Here is a 14,241-nt window from a genome sequence, read left to right on the forward strand (position 1 = left end):
CCGCTCGCGTTGATGCGCGACGGGCGCGGACAAGCAATCAGTCGACGCTCGCCGTCGATCGAGATCGCAAGGAACGTAAGGGTGAATAGCAATTCCAGTCTTTTCCTGTCGCGCCGCGGGTTCCTGCTTGCGGCGGCGGGCGTCGCCGTCTCGACGTCGATGCGCCCGGCGCGGGCAGCCGCAGTTGATGAGCGCCGTATCAAGGTCGCGCCGGCCCATGCCCGGTTAATCGACGCAGGTGGCCCGCAAACCACGGTATGGGCCTATGACGGCACAATTCCCGGCCCGACGCTGCGCCTGCGGCAAGGCCAGCCGGTCCGCATCACTGTCGAGAACGGTCTCGACGAGGATACGACCGTCCACTGGCACGGCATTCGCTTGGCAAACGCAATGGACGGCGTGCCGGGCCTGACCCAAAAGCCGATCGGGCCGGGGCAAAGTTTCATCTATGAATTCACCCCGCCCGATGCCGGCACCTTCTGGTATCACCCGCACGCCGACAGCCTGGTCCAGCTCGGCCGTGGCCTTGCCGGCGCGCTGGTCGTCGAGGAGGTCGAGCCGGTCGCCGTCGACCGTGACATTCTGTGGCTGCTGCAGGACTGGCGGCTTGCGGCCGATGGGCAGATCGCCGGCGGCTTCGGCAGTGCCATGGATGCGTCGATGTCGGGCCGCGTCGGCAATGTCGTCACCGTCAACGGCACGGGGCCAGGCGATCGGAGCGTGAAGGCCGGCGAGCGCGTCAGGCTGCGGCTCGCCAATGCCTCGCTTGCCCGCATGATGGCGCTGCGCTTCGAAGGCCACCGTCCGGTCGTCGTCGCCATCGACGGCCAGCCCTGCGATCCGCATGAACCGGAGGGCGGTCGCCTGGTGCTGGCGCCCGCCATGCGCATCGATATCGTGCTCGACATGCAGGGCCACCCCGGCAGCCGCCACGCGGTGATCGACGATTTCTACGACGGCCTCGCCTATACGCTGACCACGCTGGCCTATGACGCAGCGCCGCCGCTGAGAACCCATCCGCTCGACACGCCTGTCGGCCTGCCGCGCAATCCCTTGCCCCAGCCCGACCTCGCTGGCGCCGAGCGCCAGGAGATCGTGCTGCAGGGCGGCATGATGGGCGGCGGCAAGCTCAAGGGCGTCGGCGGCATGATGGGCATGGGGATGATGGGCATGAACGGCGGTGCGGCCTGGGCGATCAACGGCATGTCGATGACCGGCGACGGCCATGCCGGCATGGCGCCGCAGTTCACGCTGAAACGCGGTGTGACCTGCCATCTCACCATGCGCAACGAAACCGCCTGGTGGCACCCGATGCATGTCCACGGCTTCAGCCTGTCGGTCATCTCGCGCAACGGTTCGCCGGTGCCGCACCGCCAATGGCAGGACACGGTGCTGCTCGCCCCCAAGGATGTGATCGAATGCGCCTTCGTCGCCGACAATCCGGGCGACTGGATGCTGCACTGCCATGTCGCCGACCACCAGATGGCGGGTCTGATGACCGTCTTCCGCGTGACCTGATTTTTTCGCCACCCAATCACCCAAGGAGAACTGCAAATGAAACTGCCCTACTCAATCGCCGCTCTCGCGGTCGCAATCGCAATGCCGATGCCTGCATTCGCCGCAACGATCCAGGCGGTGATGTACAAGAACCCGAGCTGCAGCTGCTGCGAGACCTACGCCGCCTATCTCGAACAGAACGGCTTCAAGGTCGAGCTCAAGCCGACCAACGACCTCAGCCAGATAAGCGCTGGGCTCGGCGTTCCCGCGCAATTGCAAGGCTGCCATTCGGTGGTGATCGGCGACTACGTGGTCGACGGCTTCGTGCCGGTCGACTTGGTCAAGAAGATGCTGACGGAACAGCCCCAAATCACCGGCATCGCCATGGCCGGCATGCCGATGGGCTCGCCGGGAATGGGCGGCGAGAAGACCGAGACCTGGAAGGTCTACGCCTTCACCAAGGACGGCAAGGCGCCGACCGTCTACGCGACGCAGTGACGGCCGGCGATGAATTTCTGGAACTCGAGGAGACTGCCATGAAACTGACCTACTCGCTTGCGGCCTTCGCCGTCGCGATCGCCATGCCCCTTCCGGCCGTCGCCGCGACGATCGAAGCGGTGATGTACAAGAACCCGCAATGCAGCTGCTGTGAATCCTATGCTAACTATTTGGAGCACAATGGCTTCAAGGTCGAGATCAAGCCGGTCAACAACCTCTCGCAGATTAGCGGCGATGCCGGCGTGCCGGCCGACCTGCAAGGCTGCCATACGCTGATGGTCGACGGCTATGTCGTCGACGGCCTAGTGCCGGTCGAGATCGTCAAGAAGCTTTTGACCGAAAGGCCAGCAATCACAGGCATCACGCTGGCCGGCATGCCGACGGGCGCGCCCGGCATGGGCGGCGAGAAAGACGGGACCTGGACGATCTATGCTTTCACCAAGGACGGCAAGGCGCCGACCGTCTACGCGACGGAGTGAAAGGCACCGCGATGTTGACCGACATTTCCGATTGTCCGGCCAGAACCTGGCTTGCGATGACCTTCCTGTCCGTTGCCGGTTTCCTCGTGCTGCTGGTTCTGGTGCTCGCCGTCGCGGCACTCGCAAGATACGTGCTGACGGGTCGTCGGACCACAATCGGCCGGGTGCATCATGACCAGCGGTGACGTTCAATCCGATGCGGGACCGGCAGCCATTCGGCGCGCCTTGCTTCGACGATTACTGGTCGTCCTGCCCGTGATGATTTTCGTCGGGCTGGCCGTGTTGCTCGCCTGGGGGCTCACGCGCAATGCATCCGACATTCCATCGGTGCTGATCGGCAAGCCGGTGCCCCAATTCAGCCTGCCGCCGGTCCAGGGTCGCACGTTTGGTTTGTCGAGCGGTGACCTGCGGGGCGACGTTTCGCTGGTCAACGTCTTCGCATCCTGGTGCTTGGCCTGCCGCGAGGAACATCCTGTGTTCATACAACTGGCGGCGAGCAAGACGGTGCCGCTGCATGGGCTCAACTACAAGGACAGGCCCGATGATGCCGCACAATGGCTCGACACGATGGGCGATCCTTATACGCGTACCGGCGCGGATCTGAACGGCCGCGTCTCCATCGATTGGGGCGTCTACGGCATACCGGAAACTTTTGTCGTGAGCGCCGACGGCCGCATTGTCTACAAGCACATTGGCGCGGTGACGGAAGAGGCTCTTGAGAAAACGATCATGCCGCTCGTCGAGCGCCTGAGGGCCGAGGCGAAGGAGCGGCAACCGTGAAGATGCTCACTCTCGCGCTCTTCGGCGCCTTGCTCACGATGGCGCAGCCCGCATCGGCCGTCGAGCCGCCGCAGGACTTCGCCATTCATGAGGCTCCCGTCCCCGTGCCGGAAATCAGCTTTGAGGACGCCGACGGTCAACCGAAAACGCTTGCGGATTTCCACGGCAAGGTCCTGCTGCTCAACATCTGGGCGACATGGTGCGCTCCCTGCCGCAAGGAAATGCCGACGCTCGACCGGTTGCAAGCCAAGCTCGGCGGACCGGACTTCGAGGTCATCGCGCTGTCGATGGATCGCGGCGGTCCGGACATCGTGAAAAAGTTCTTCGCCGAGATCGGCGTCGAGCATCTCGCCCTCAACATCGACACAACGGGCAAGGCGATGTTCACGCTCGGCGCCCTCGGCCTTCCCATGACATTGCTGATCGACCGCGAGGGCAAGGAAATCGGCCGGCTGATCGGCCCAGCCGAATGGGATTCACCCGAAATGATGGCGTTCATCCGCAGCCATTTCGGGGCCAACTGAGAAAGGAAAAGACATGACCACAACAGAATCGCCCGAAACCTCGCAGGCTTCGCTTGGCCGCAGCATTCTTCACGCCATCCGCCACTATCTCGGTGACCGGCGCGGACTAATCGCTGCCGGCACGGTCATTGCCGTCGCCGGCCTCGCCTTCAACTGGACATGGCTGGTCGCCGCGGGCATTGCGCCACTGCTGCTCAGCGTCCTGCCTTGCGTGGCCATGTGCGCGCTCGGCCTGTGCATGAACCGGATGACAGGCCGCACCTGCCAAACGGAAAACGCTGCCCCAAAAGCGGATGGGGAAGGCACCACGAAAGGCAGCGGTTGATGCCTATCCAGACCCAAAACGAGCGGCAAGCGCTCTCGCCGACTTTGGGCACGCGCTTGCTGTGCGGCCTGATCGCACTGGCGGCGCTGATCCTCGGCCTTTTTCACGGCGCGCAGGCGCATTCGCTCGATGAAGTCGACGCCATGCTCAAGGGCGACGAGAAGTATTTCCAGCCGATTGATAAGCCGATACCCGATTTCACCCTGCGCACCGCTGAGGGGCGTATCGTGCGGCCGACCGAGTTGCATGGCAAGGTCGTCGTCCTCCACTTCGTCTACACGTCGTGCACGGACGTATGCCCGCTCCACGCCGAGAAGATCGCCGAGATCCAGGCGATGGTGAACGCCACGCCGATGAAGGACCAGGTCACCTTCGTGACTATCACCACTGACCCGACGCGGGACACGCCGGACGTGCTGCGCAGCTACGGGCCGGCGCACGGGCTCGATCCGGTCAATTGGTTGTTCCTGACCACGACACCCGATCAGCCGGAGGACGCGACCCGCAAGCTGGCGGAAGCCTTCGGCCACAGATTCAGCAAGACAGATGACGGCATTCAGGCGCACGGCATCGTCACTCATGTCATCGACAAGGAAGGCCGGTGGCGCGCCAATTTTCACGGCCTGGATTTCGCGCCGGTCAATCTTGTCACCTTCGTCAACGCGCTCACCAACGGCGTCGAGCGTCCGCACCATGAACAGGAAACGGGTGGGGAGCCGGACGAAGGCTGGCTGGCAAAATTGAAGAACTTCTTTTGACGCGCAATTTCGCCGGCGGCATGCCGACCGGGCGCCTCGACGGAGAACAAGGAGAGATGCATATGACGATCAGCGTAAAACAGGCAAACCGATATGGGAGCTGGCTTGTCCGCGCCCTGCTGCTTGCCGCCGTGACCGGATGGTTCCTGCTAAATCCGGGCCTTCAGGGCGCCGGGCGATCGGCGATGGCGGCTGGCGGAATGTCCCAGGACCAAATCGACCAGCGCATCCACGACTATATCCTCGCCCATCCCGAAGTCCTGGTGCAGGCGCTGCAAAGCCTGGATCAGCGCCAGCGCGAGGCCGAGGCGGCCCAGGTAAAGGCGGTTCTGGTGTCGCGCGCGGACGACATTTTCCGCGACAAGCAAAGCCCCGTCGGCGGCAATGCGCAAGGCAACGTCACCATGGCCGAATTCTTCGACTATAATTGCCCTTATTGCCGCCAAGTGGCGCCGATCATGGCGCAAGCCGCGGCCAACGACCCGCAGTTGCGCATCGTCTACAAGGAATTCCCCATCCTCGGCCCTGATTCCGTATTTGCGGCCAAGGCAGCGCTCGCGGCTCAGATGCAGGGCAAATATGCGGAGTTCCACAAGGCCCTGTATGACGCCAAGAGCCGGGTGAACGAGACGATCGTTCTCAGGATCGCGGCCGAGGTCGGCCTCGACGTCCCTCGCTTGAAGACCGATATGCAGCATCCGGGCATCCAAGCGGCAATTGACCAAAATGCGAAACTGGCTCAGGCGCTGAAAATCGCCGGAACGCCGACTTTCGTCGTCGGCGACCAGATTTTTCAAGGCGCGACCGATCTTGCTTCGATGAAGAAATTGATCGGGCAGGCAAGGGCCCTGAAGAAGTGACGCCGGCAAGCGGGAACAATTGACCGATGCCCGAACTCTCCAACATCGGCGTGCTGACCGCCTTCGTGGCCGGCATCGTCTCGTTTCTCTCTCCTTGCGTGCTGCCGCTGGTGCCGGGCTATGTGTCGTATGTCGCCGGCAGGACGCCGATGGGCGGGTCGGCGCGCCTGTCGGCGGCCGCTTTGAGCCTCTGTTTCGTGCTCGGGTTCTCGACCGTCTTCATCGTGCTAGGCGCCAGCGCCACGGCGCTCGGCCGATTGCTGCTCCGCCACCGCATCGAGCTCAACCTTGCCGGCGGTGCGATCGTCATCCTGTTCGGCCTGTTCCTCACCGGTCTGCTTCGCCCATCCTGGATGATGCGCGAAGCGAGATTTCATGCCGATATGCCCGGTGGCAAGGCGACGTCGGCCTATGTTCTCGGCCTCGCCTTCGCCTTCGGCTGGACCCCGTGCATAGGCCCGATCCTCGGCGCCATCCTGACCGTCGGCGCCGCGTCGGCCACCGTCGCCGAAGGCGTGACGCTGCTCGCCGTCTATTCGCTCGGCCTCGGCCTTCCCTTCTTGCTTGCCGCTCTGTTCACCGACAGTCTGGCGCGGCGGCTGAAGGCGATGCGCCGGACCGGCTCGATGTTGCAGTTCGCCGCCGGGGGTATCATGGTCGTCATGGGGCTCGCCATGGTCACCGGACGGATGTCGACATTCTCGTTCTGGCTGCTCGAACAGTTTCCAATATTCACGCGCATCGGCTGAAGACCGGGAAAGGAATTAGTCATGGTCCGGACAATGTCCCCAAACAGACGAATGGTTGTTTTCGGCGGTGTTTTCGGCGCCGCGATGGTTGCCGGCTTTGTCAACGAACCGGATTTGGCAATCGCTGCGGAGGACCCCGGTATGGCGGGTCGCTTCAAAGACCTCAGCGAAAATGGCAACAGCACGTGTTCGGCCAAATTCACGGAGTCGATCGCAACCATGCCAAGCACGTCGCGGATCAAGGGCTCATGTTGCAGCCCGATGGAAATGAAGCGCTACATCGAGCAGTTGAATGGGCTGACCAAGTATCGCGATATCGCCATGATACCCGTCGATCCATACGACATTCCGGCTGGCATCGCCCAAAAATTGATTCCTTACTACGATGTGAAGCTCTCCGGCGATGAGCAGCAGGCCTACGACTACGCGAGGGCCAATTCCAACGAGAAAGGCCCATGCTGCTGTCAATGCTGGCGCTGGAAAGTGTATGGCGGGCTGGCGAAGTTCCTGATCCGCGAGCACGGTTTCACCGGCAAGCAGGTCGTCGACGTCTGGGATCTCTCCGACGGCTGCGGCGGTGGAGAGTAGAGCCGGGCGACGCCTCGGATGCGGTTCAACAAGCGCTCTCAACCTGTTCTAGCTTCTTGAAAGGAGCGCTTGACCTTCCGGTGGCTGGAACGGTTAGGCTCATTGCCAACTTCCGGAGATCGTCCAATGGCGGACCGAACCATGAATTTCGAAAGGCAGCTACTGGCCCTGTTCAGAGAGGCATATCGGCAAGGCAGATCAGATGTCGCGGAGCATTTGCTGCGAGCGCTGGAGGCACTGGATCAAAGCCCTGCCGTTCCCGAGTTACCGCACGGCCAGCATGTTTTGGCCGAAGCCTACTATGAACTCGTTCGTCGATAGCATTGAACATGCCCTGATTGACCGGCAAGCCACCGCCTTCGTGGGCTGATCGAGTTCGCCTTGACGGGCGTACATGGCGAACTAGTTCCCCTCGCAATCGCCGGTGGCAGCGGCGGCCGGAGGGATGATTGTAATGATGATGGACGGTTCAATGTGGATGATGGGCGGCATGGCGCTCATTTGGGTCCTGGTGCTTGTCACCCTCGTGCTCGCGATCGCGGCGCTGGTCAAATATTTGCGAACCTGACGGCATAGGCAGTCGGGGTCAAAAGAGCAAAAAGGACGGAAAGTTGTAGGCGTCACCGGAAGCAGCAGCGTCATCGGGTCGGCGTCGGAACTGGTCCGGCCCTTCGGCTCTTAACGTCTGTCGCCTTCGGCCCTCTCAGGAGTGGCAAATCGCCGGCTATGAGGTCTGGATGGCGAAGCGCAAAGACACGGTTATTGTTACCGGTAGCACCGGCTTCATCGGCTCGGCTCTGGTCAACAGCTTCGCCGACCGGTTTGCTCTCGTCGGCCTCGACCGGGCGGCGACGCGTCAGCCGCCGCCGGCCGCGGAGTGCGTCTGCATCGACCTGACATCGGAGGACGCCGTGGCAGCCGGCTTGGCGCGCGTGCGGACGGCCTATGGCGCCCGCCTCGCCTCGGTGATCCATCTTGCGGCCTATTTCGATCTCACAGGCGAACGGAACCCGCTCTACGAAAAGATTACGGTTGGCGGCACCGAGAAGCTCCTGCGCGCCCTGAAACAATTTGAGGTCGAGCAGTTTGTCTTCATGAGTTCGATGCTGGCGCACAAGGCTGGCCGACCAGGCGACATCATCGATGAGGATTGGCCGCTCGAATCGAACCTACCCTACCGCACCTCGAAGATCGAGACCGAGCGCCTGATCCATGAGCAGCACGGGGCGATCCCTGTCGTCTATGCCAGGCCGGCCGGCGTCTATGATGATCTTGGCCGTAACGCATTCCTCGCCAATCAGATTGCGCGTATCTACGAAGAGGATCCGACCGGGCATGTATATCCGGGTGACCTGCGCACCGGGCAGTCGTTCCTGCATCTGGAAGACCTCATCGAGGCGGTGGCGCGCCTTATAGATCGGCGCAAGAAACTTCCCACGGAGCTGGCGCTGCTTCTCGGCGAGCCTGAGGTCATGGGCTACGGCGAACTTCAAGCCGAGATTGGTCGGTTGATCCGTGGCGAGAACTGGGAGACACGGGAGGTGCCGAAGGCGCTCGCCAAGGCGGGTGCCTGGGTCCAACAGGACGTGCTGGGCGAAGAATCATTCGTTCGTCCCTGGATGGTCGATATCGCCGACGACCACTACGCGATCGATATCAGCCGTGCCCGCAATGTCCTCGGCTGGCAGCCCCGGCATTCCCTGCGCGAGACGTTGCCGCGGATCGTCGACGCGCTCAAGGCAGATCCCGCCGGCTGGTATCGGGCCAACAAGCTCAACGCCGCCAAGGTGGCCGGCAGCGGAACAAAAGCGCGAGAGAAAGACAAGGCGTTCGAGGCCAAACACGACAAGATGAAACCCGGACACATGGCCGAGATGGCGGGGATGGGCAAGCAGATGCTCTGGGCTCATTTCCTGGTCATCACGCTTGGCGTGTGGCTCCTCACCAGCCCGCTTCAGTTCGCGCTGTTCGATCCGGCGGCTGGCACTGTGCGTGACGTCACGCAAGAGCGTGGACTGTGGGAACCGGTGCTGCGCAACGCGCTCACCGGCTGGAGCGACATTGTCTCGGGCTTGCTGCTGATGCTGTTTGGCGGGCTCGCACTGTCGCCGCGTTTTTCCTGGGCGCAATGGGGCACGACGATCGCCGGCCTATGGCTGCTGTTCGCGCCGCTGTTCTTCTGGACGCCGAGCGCCGCCGCCACCATGAACGACACGATCGTCGGCGCGCTGGCCATCACTTTCTCGGTGCTCGTCCCGATGATGCCGGGCATGAGCCACGAAGGGATGATGGACGAGAGCACCGTTCCGCCCGGCTGGACCTACTCGCCGTCATCCTGGCTGCAGCGCCTGCCGATCATCGCGCTCGGTTTCTTCGGTTTCCTTATCGCCCGCTATCTCACTGCCTACCAGCTCGGCCATGTGGGTGCTGTCTGGGAGCCGTTCTTCCCCGGCGGAGACGGCAGGAACGGCACGGAATTCATCATCACATCCGACGTTTCTCGAGCCTGGCCAGTCGCTGATGCCGGGCTTGGCGCCGTGGCCTATATGATCGAAACCCTGATGGGCGCGATGGGCACGGCGACCCGCTGGCGCACCATGCCCTGGATGGTGACCTTCTTCTTCATCCTGGTGGTGCCGCTCGGCGGCGTCTCGATCTTCTTCATCATCATCCAGCCGATCATGATCGACACCTATTGCACACTGTGCCTCATCGCGGCGGCGGCCATGCTGGTCATGATCCCGCTGACGCTGGACGAGGTGGTCGCCATGGGCCAGTACATGCTGCGCAGCGTGCGGGCAGACCGTCCGTTCTGGCGCACCTTTTTCCAAGGCGGGCCGGAGCCGAACGGCGAGGCGGACAAGAACGATCCCGGCTTTTCCGCCGCGCTTGCCGCACAGTCCGCCGCAGCCATTCGCGGTGTCACGTTTCCATGGACGCTGGTCGCATGCTGTATCGTCGGCGGTTGGCTGATGATCTCGCGGCTGGTCTTCGGCACGGCCGGCGCCATTGCAAACAGCGATCACCTCTCGGGCGCCATGATCATCACGATCGCGGTCTGCGCCATGGCCGAGGTGGCACGGCCGTTGCGTTTCCTCAACCTGCCGTTCGGGTTATGGCTGATCGCAGCGCCCTGGCTGCTCGACGGCGCGACCAGAGGTTCGACATTGAACAATGCCGTTGCAGGGCTAGTTGTGATCGGCCTCAGCCTGCCTCGCGGGCTCCGAAGCAAGGAGCACTACGGCTCATGGGACCGCTATGTCGCCTAGACGAAGCCGGGAACCGGCTTGGTCTTGCCGCTCAGTTGCGCGCCCAGCGTCAGTGTCTGCGGGAAATTCCGGACGATCGCTGCCATCAAGGTGGCGCTGCCGGGGCGAAGGGCAATTCCGGCAACGGCCGCGGCGGCGTAGACCCGTGTCGAGAACAGTCTTTTCCAGGCCGCCCCGTAGCGTGTGGCGGCAGCCTCGCGCCCTGCCCGGCCACTTGGCGCGCATGCGAGTTCGCAAGCCAGCAGCCAGCCGGACTGAAGCGCCATCGAGATGCCCTCGGCGATGACAGGATGAGACTCTCCAGCTGCATTGCCGACGCGGAAGATGTCCTCTTCGTAGCACGAGCGAATTCCCGGCCGGATCGGACCTGCGGCAAGCCACGAACCGTCGAGGAGAGCCGGTTCCAGGGCGTTCCTGACGCCTCGGCACGAGTCCACGAGATGGCGCGAGACCGCATCGGCGGCCGACACGTGGCTCCGTTGTTTGGGGCCATATTGTTTACGCAGCCGCGCGAGCATATCGCGCCGGATGCAGCACGAGATCGACAACCGGCCATGATCCGCCGAAACCATGCCGCCATAGCCGCCGGGGAAGGCCAGCAGAGGCATCAAATCCGGCGGCAGGGACGACCCGGTGAAATGCGCCTTGAAGCCGAGCAGGTCCGACGGGCGATTGGCCTTTGCGAGCTGGCTGGGCAATGGTCCCGGTTCCCACGAGCCGTGTGCGGCGACAATCACCGGCGCTCGCAATATCGCCGCTTCATCCCCGGCTTGAATTCGCACCCGTTGCATCTCGCGATCCCGCTCGATGGCGACGGCGCGGCAGGGTTGAAAGATTTCGACACCCGCCGATCGCGCCGCTTGCAAAAGCAGAGAATCGAGAATGTCCCGGCCGAGCGCCCGGCCGAAGCTGTCTTTCCCACGAGGCCCAGCTCCTGCACGTGGCATTGCCGCCTCGACGCAGGTCTCGCCGGAAAACAAGCCGACGCGGCGGATTTCGGGGCCGGCATTGGTACGCCAGGCATCGCCGATCTCAAGCCGGTCGAGAAGCGCAAGATTGCTTGCCGAGATATATTCGCCGCAGACCTTGCGGCGTGGAAACGCACTCTTTTCCACAATTGCCACGGCCCATCCGCGCCGGGCCAGCGTGAGCGCGACGGAGGTGCCCGCCGGGCCGGCACCAATGACGATCGCGTCATGGGTCGACAATCGCGTCATGGGTCGTTGCCGGCGCTGGCGCCGACGAAAATGTGGGAAAACAGGCCGGCGCGTCGTTCCTCGACCGGTTTGCCGTTGGCCTCAAGCCAGAGACCGGAAAGCTCGCTGCCGCGAAAGCCGGCACGCACGCTTTGCGCCGCGTCGTTTCGTGTGACGTCGTTGGCGCCGATTGCCGGCAGAAGACGGGTCGCGGCCAGCGGCAATTTCGCCCGCAGCGGCTCTGTCGCAATGAGCAACGGGGCTTTCGGCCCGATCAGCGAAAATAGACGCACGAGTTGCGCATCGTCGAGATGATGCAGAAACAGATTGACGGTGACGGCGTCGAACCGCGCGCCCTCGATCTTTCCTGCCCAGTCGAAGACATCGGCGGTGACGCCTTCCGCCCTCCATCCCAGCCGGTCAAAATCGCCGCGCAATTGCGCGGTGAGGAGGCCGACGCGGTCGAGCATCACCAGTTCGACCCCGGGCCAATGCCTGGTCATGCGCCGCGCCACCGTCAGCATGAAGGAGCCATCGCCGGCGCCGATCTCCAGAATGCGGCGTGGCGGCTTTGGCACAAACCTCCTGAGCAACGACGTCATGATCGGCACCTGAAACATCAGCATATTGATGCGCCGAAGGTCGCGGCGCGCGGCCAGCGCTCGCGGATCGTCGGCCGCAAGTCCGTCGAGGATTTCCGGCGCAAGCTGCCGGTGCTCCAGGCCGCTCATGACACCGTTCGAAAGAGCATGGTTTCGGCCGTCAGCCCGGGTCCGAACGACATGCCGCAACCGAGCAGGCCGGGTGGCGCCTTCAGCATCTCCTTCATCACGAACATGACGGTCGCCGACGACATGTTCCCATACTGGCGCAACACCTCGCGCGATGGTTCCAGCGCGGTGGGCTCCAGTTCCAGGGCCCTTTCGACGGCGTCGAGCACCGAACGTCCACCCGGATGCACGGCCCAAAGGTCGATGTCTTTCGCCGATCGGCCTCCGAGGACGGCGGCCTGGCTGTTCCGCAACGCTTCATGAATCGCTGCCGGCACCTGGCCGGAAAGAACCATTTCGAAGCCGTGGTCGCGAATGTTCCAGCGCATCAGGTCCCGCCGTTCCCTCGCCACCAGACAGTGAAAGCTATCGAGCTCGATGCCGGCCGGCTCGGCAGTGATGAGCGCAGCCGCGCAGCCGTCGCCCCAAAGGCAGAACGACAGCAGTTTTTCCAGTTCGGTGGTCTGTCGCAGATGCATCGTGCAGAGCTCGATATTGACCAGCAGGACCTTGGACTGCGGGTCGGAGCGGACGATGTGGCGGGCCAGCTTGAGGCCGTTGATCGCCGCATAGCAACCCATGAACCCGATCATCGTGCGTTCGATCCCGTTCGGCAGCCCGCAACGCGCAACCAGCTCGAGATCGATGCCCGGCGCCGAAAAGCCGGTGCAGGTGGTGACGATCAGATGGGTGATGCGGGAAGCGTCGTCGCCAAGCTGCAATCCGTCGATGCCCTTTTGCGCCAGAACAGGTGCGGCATCGTCGAACATCGCCATTCTCGCCGCCGTTCCGGGAAACGCGCCCCGGATGAAGGTTCCGGCCAGGTCGGCGGACGGTCCCTCGGGGTCGGACGCCGGCGCAAAGCAGGAATAGCGGTGCTCGATGCCGGCAAGATCGGCCATGCGTTCGAAGATCCTCCGGCGATCGGCCGCGAGCATGGAGGCCGCGAAACGCAGGTAGAATTCATGAACCTCGTGCTCCGGTGCCGCTGTCGCGATCCGGTTGATATAGGCCTTGACGGGCATGTTCTGTCTCCTCGGCGTCTGCACGGTGTTGCGTCGAGCCAGCGCCGGAGGGTCTTTGCTCATCGGCACCCGGTGTCGAACACCGGGTTTTGAGCACTGTTCGGTAAAAACGTTTCCGAGGACCGATTTCTTCCCGAAGGTTCAGTATGTACTGGCAGGCAAACGGTTGGAGCGGGCGGGCGGTTGCGTCAGGCATCCAAAATCGCCACATCATGTTGACCTTCCATCTACTGGAAGGTCTATTTCCTCCGACAAAGGAGATTTCCGCCATGAACATCGGCGTCGCATCCGAAAAATCCGGCTTGCCGGCCAAGACGATCCGTTACTACGAGGATATCGGGCTCTTGCACCCGGCCCGGACGGACAATGGCTATCGTGATTACTCGACGGCCGATATTCACCGGCTGCGCTTCCTGCAGCGCTCGCGAAGCCTGGGGTTTTCGGTCGACGAATGCCGCCAGCTGCTGTCGCTGTACCAGGACAGGGAACGTGACAGCGCCGACGTGAAGGCGATCGCGAAAGCCAAGCTGGTCGAGGTCGACAGGAAGATCGCCGAACTGGTCGGATTGCGCGGCTTGCTTCACCAATTGGTCAGTCACTGCCACGGCGACGAGCGGCCGGATTGCCCGATTATCGACGAGCTGGCAGGACAAGGCGTCGCCCAGTGAGGTGGATTGAAAATCGGAGCGGCTGACGTGCAAACTTCGCTGTCATGCCGGCTTGTGCTGCCGCACGACCTTCCATTCATGCCAGATCAGCACCATGACGACAGCATCGAATACGGTCAGGACAAGCAGGCCGAACGAATGAGTGTAGGAGTAGCGGTAGACTTGATAGAACATAAATGCGCCCAGCGCCGCAAGCGATGCCGGATACGACCACAGCTTGCCTCTCAAAAGCCCGACAACGAGCAGCAGTTTTAT

At 63.0% G+C, this 14,241-nt stretch carries 19 protein-coding genes; 15 read left to right on the forward strand and 4 right to left on the reverse strand.

Going from position 1 to position 14,241, the window contains the following annotated elements; all coding sequences use genetic code 11:
- Positions 1–81: 81 nt before the first annotated feature.
- The 14 genes from NKH04_RS30345 (at position 82) to NKH04_RS30410 (ending at position 10,327) form a co-directional block, all read left to right on the forward strand.
- Positions 82–1,518: a multicopper oxidase family protein gene (locus NKH04_RS30345; protein WP_352969770.1), complete on the forward strand. Its 1,437-nt coding sequence runs from the start codon at positions 82–84 to the stop codon at positions 1,516–1,518.
- A gap of 36 nt (positions 1,519–1,554) precedes the next feature.
- Positions 1,555–1,995 (forward strand): DUF411 domain-containing protein, encoded by a 441-nt coding sequence (locus tag NKH04_RS30350; protein WP_352920346.1) that lies wholly within the window; start codon positions 1,555–1,557, stop codon positions 1,993–1,995.
- Positions 1,996–2,033: 38 nt separating this feature from the next.
- A complete protein-coding gene (locus NKH04_RS30355; protein ID WP_352473266.1) occupies positions 2,034–2,474 on the forward strand; it encodes a DUF411 domain-containing protein in 441 nt (146 codons plus the stop codon).
- A gap of 11 nt (positions 2,475–2,485) precedes the next feature.
- Positions 2,486–2,659, forward strand: coding sequence for a hypothetical protein (locus tag NKH04_RS30360; RefSeq protein ID WP_352473265.1), 174 nt, complete (start codon positions 2,486–2,488; stop codon positions 2,657–2,659).
- Between the two features lie 73 nt (positions 2,660–2,732).
- On the forward strand, positions 2,733–3,254 hold the full coding sequence (locus NKH04_RS30365) for a DsbE family thiol:disulfide interchange protein (protein ID WP_353045436.1): 522 nt from the start codon (positions 2,733–2,735) through the stop codon (positions 3,252–3,254).
- 2 nt (positions 3,255–3,256) lie between these two features.
- On the forward strand, positions 3,257–3,778 hold the full coding sequence (locus tag NKH04_RS30370) for a TlpA disulfide reductase family protein (RefSeq protein ID WP_352920366.1): 522 nt from the start codon (positions 3,257–3,259) through the stop codon (positions 3,776–3,778).
- A 13-nt stretch (positions 3,779–3,791) separates the two neighbouring features.
- On the forward strand, positions 3,792–4,103 hold the full coding sequence (locus NKH04_RS30375) for a hypothetical protein (RefSeq protein WP_352473262.1): 312 nt from the start codon (positions 3,792–3,794) through the stop codon (positions 4,101–4,103).
- Between the two features lie 56 nt (positions 4,104–4,159).
- The gene (locus tag NKH04_RS30380) at positions 4,160–4,861 is read left to right on the forward strand and encodes an SCO family protein (protein WP_352473261.1); all 702 of its coding nucleotides are present in this window, start codon (positions 4,160–4,162) and stop codon (positions 4,859–4,861) included.
- A gap of 62 nt (positions 4,862–4,923) precedes the next feature.
- The gene (locus NKH04_RS30385; RefSeq protein ID WP_352920351.1) at positions 4,924–5,721 is read left to right on the forward strand and encodes a DsbA family protein; all 798 of its coding nucleotides are present in this window, start codon (positions 4,924–4,926) and stop codon (positions 5,719–5,721) included.
- Positions 5,722–5,747: 26 nt separating this feature from the next.
- Positions 5,748–6,470: a cytochrome c biogenesis CcdA family protein gene (locus tag NKH04_RS30390; protein ID WP_352703994.1), complete on the forward strand. Its 723-nt coding sequence runs from the start codon at positions 5,748–5,750 to the stop codon at positions 6,468–6,470.
- A 51-nt stretch (positions 6,471–6,521) separates the two neighbouring features.
- Positions 6,522–7,058, forward strand: coding sequence for a hypothetical protein (locus tag NKH04_RS30395; RefSeq protein ID WP_353045433.1), 537 nt, complete (start codon positions 6,522–6,524; stop codon positions 7,056–7,058).
- 126 nt (positions 7,059–7,184) lie between these two features.
- Positions 7,185–7,379: a hypothetical protein gene (locus tag NKH04_RS30400; protein WP_352925725.1), complete on the forward strand. Its 195-nt coding sequence runs from the start codon at positions 7,185–7,187 to the stop codon at positions 7,377–7,379.
- 103 nt (positions 7,380–7,482) lie between these two features.
- Complete coding sequence (locus NKH04_RS30405) at positions 7,483–7,626, forward strand: hypothetical protein (protein ID WP_156937354.1); 144 nt, start codon at positions 7,483–7,485, stop codon at positions 7,624–7,626.
- 169 nt (positions 7,627–7,795) lie between these two features.
- A complete protein-coding gene (locus NKH04_RS30410) occupies positions 7,796–10,327 on the forward strand; it encodes an NAD-dependent epimerase/dehydratase family protein (protein WP_353045434.1) in 2,532 nt (843 codons plus the stop codon).
- On the opposite strand, the gene NKH04_RS30415 is transcribed toward NKH04_RS30410, so the two are convergent.
- From NKH04_RS30415 to NKH04_RS30425, 3 genes are read right to left on the reverse strand one after another with little or no spacing between them, the layout of a single operon-like run.
- Positions 10,324–11,544: an NAD(P)/FAD-dependent oxidoreductase gene (locus tag NKH04_RS30415; protein ID WP_352473253.1), complete on the reverse strand. Its 1,221-nt coding sequence runs from the start codon at positions 11,542–11,544 to the stop codon at positions 10,324–10,326. The genes NKH04_RS30410 and NKH04_RS30415 overlap by 4 nt on opposite strands.
- Complete coding sequence (locus NKH04_RS30420; RefSeq protein WP_352473252.1) at positions 11,541–12,254, reverse strand: methyltransferase domain-containing protein; 714 nt, start codon at positions 12,252–12,254, stop codon at positions 11,541–11,543. Before NKH04_RS30420 ends, NKH04_RS30415 begins: the two co-directional genes overlap by 4 nt.
- Complete coding sequence (locus NKH04_RS30425; protein ID WP_352473251.1) at positions 12,251–13,318, reverse strand: type III polyketide synthase; 1,068 nt, start codon at positions 13,316–13,318, stop codon at positions 12,251–12,253. The genes NKH04_RS30420 and NKH04_RS30425 overlap by 4 nt, the downstream gene beginning before the upstream one ends.
- 269 nt (positions 13,319–13,587) lie before the next feature.
- On the opposite strand from NKH04_RS30425, the gene cueR reads away from it, so the two are divergent.
- Positions 13,588–13,986, forward strand: a complete 399-nt coding sequence (gene cueR, locus NKH04_RS30430; RefSeq protein ID WP_352473250.1) for a Cu(I)-responsive transcriptional regulator — start codon at positions 13,588–13,590, stop codon at positions 13,984–13,986.
- A 42-nt stretch (positions 13,987–14,028) separates the two neighbouring features.
- Here cueR and NKH04_RS30435 read toward each other — a convergent pair.
- Positions 14,029–14,241, reverse strand: a 213-nt coding sequence (locus tag NKH04_RS30435; protein ID WP_353045435.1) for a DUF2127 domain-containing protein, incomplete at its 5' end; no start/stop codon positions are given.

It is taken from the genome of Mesorhizobium sp. M1365 (assembly GCF_040317865.1).
Taxonomy (GTDB): domain Bacteria; phylum Pseudomonadota; class Alphaproteobacteria; order Rhizobiales; family Rhizobiaceae; genus Mesorhizobium.

Coding starts and splice junctions, on each gene's coding strand:
- cueR (WP_352473250.1), top strand. CDS start 13,588: ATGAACATCGGCGTCGCATCCGAAAAATCCGGCTTGCCGGCCAAGACG.
- NKH04_RS30410 (WP_353045434.1), top strand. CDS start 7,796: ATGGCGAAGCGCAAAGACACGGTTATTGTTACCGGTAGCACCGGCTTC.
- NKH04_RS30390 (WP_352703994.1), top strand. CDS start 5,748: ATGCCCGAACTCTCCAACATCGGCGTGCTGACCGCCTTCGTGGCCGGC.
- NKH04_RS30375 (WP_352473262.1), top strand. CDS start 3,792: ATGACCACAACAGAATCGCCCGAAACCTCGCAGGCTTCGCTTGGCCGC.
- NKH04_RS30355 (WP_352473266.1), top strand. CDS start 2,034: ATGAAACTGACCTACTCGCTTGCGGCCTTCGCCGTCGCGATCGCCATG.
- NKH04_RS30395 (WP_353045433.1), top strand. CDS start 6,522: ATGGTTGTTTTCGGCGGTGTTTTCGGCGCCGCGATGGTTGCCGGCTTT.
- NKH04_RS30420 (WP_352473252.1), bottom strand. CDS start 12,254: ATGAGCGGCCTGGAGCACCGGCAGCTTGCGCCGGAAATCCTCGACGGA.
- NKH04_RS30385 (WP_352920351.1), top strand. CDS start 4,924: ATGACGATCAGCGTAAAACAGGCAAACCGATATGGGAGCTGGCTTGTC.
- NKH04_RS30425 (WP_352473251.1), bottom strand. CDS start 13,318: ATGCCCGTCAAGGCCTATATCAACCGGATCGCGACAGCGGCACCGGAG.
- NKH04_RS30350 (WP_352920346.1), top strand. CDS start 1,555: ATGAAACTGCCCTACTCAATCGCCGCTCTCGCGGTCGCAATCGCAATG.
- NKH04_RS30370 (WP_352920366.1), top strand. CDS start 3,257: ATGCTCACTCTCGCGCTCTTCGGCGCCTTGCTCACGATGGCGCAGCCC.
- NKH04_RS30400 (WP_352925725.1), top strand. CDS start 7,185: ATGGCGGACCGAACCATGAATTTCGAAAGGCAGCTACTGGCCCTGTTC.
- NKH04_RS30415 (WP_352473253.1), bottom strand. CDS start 11,544: ATGACGCGATTGTCGACCCATGACGCGATCGTCATTGGTGCCGGCCCG.
- NKH04_RS30365 (WP_353045436.1), top strand. CDS start 2,733: ATGATTTTCGTCGGGCTGGCCGTGTTGCTCGCCTGGGGGCTCACGCGC.
- NKH04_RS30360 (WP_352473265.1), top strand. CDS start 2,486: ATGTTGACCGACATTTCCGATTGTCCGGCCAGAACCTGGCTTGCGATG.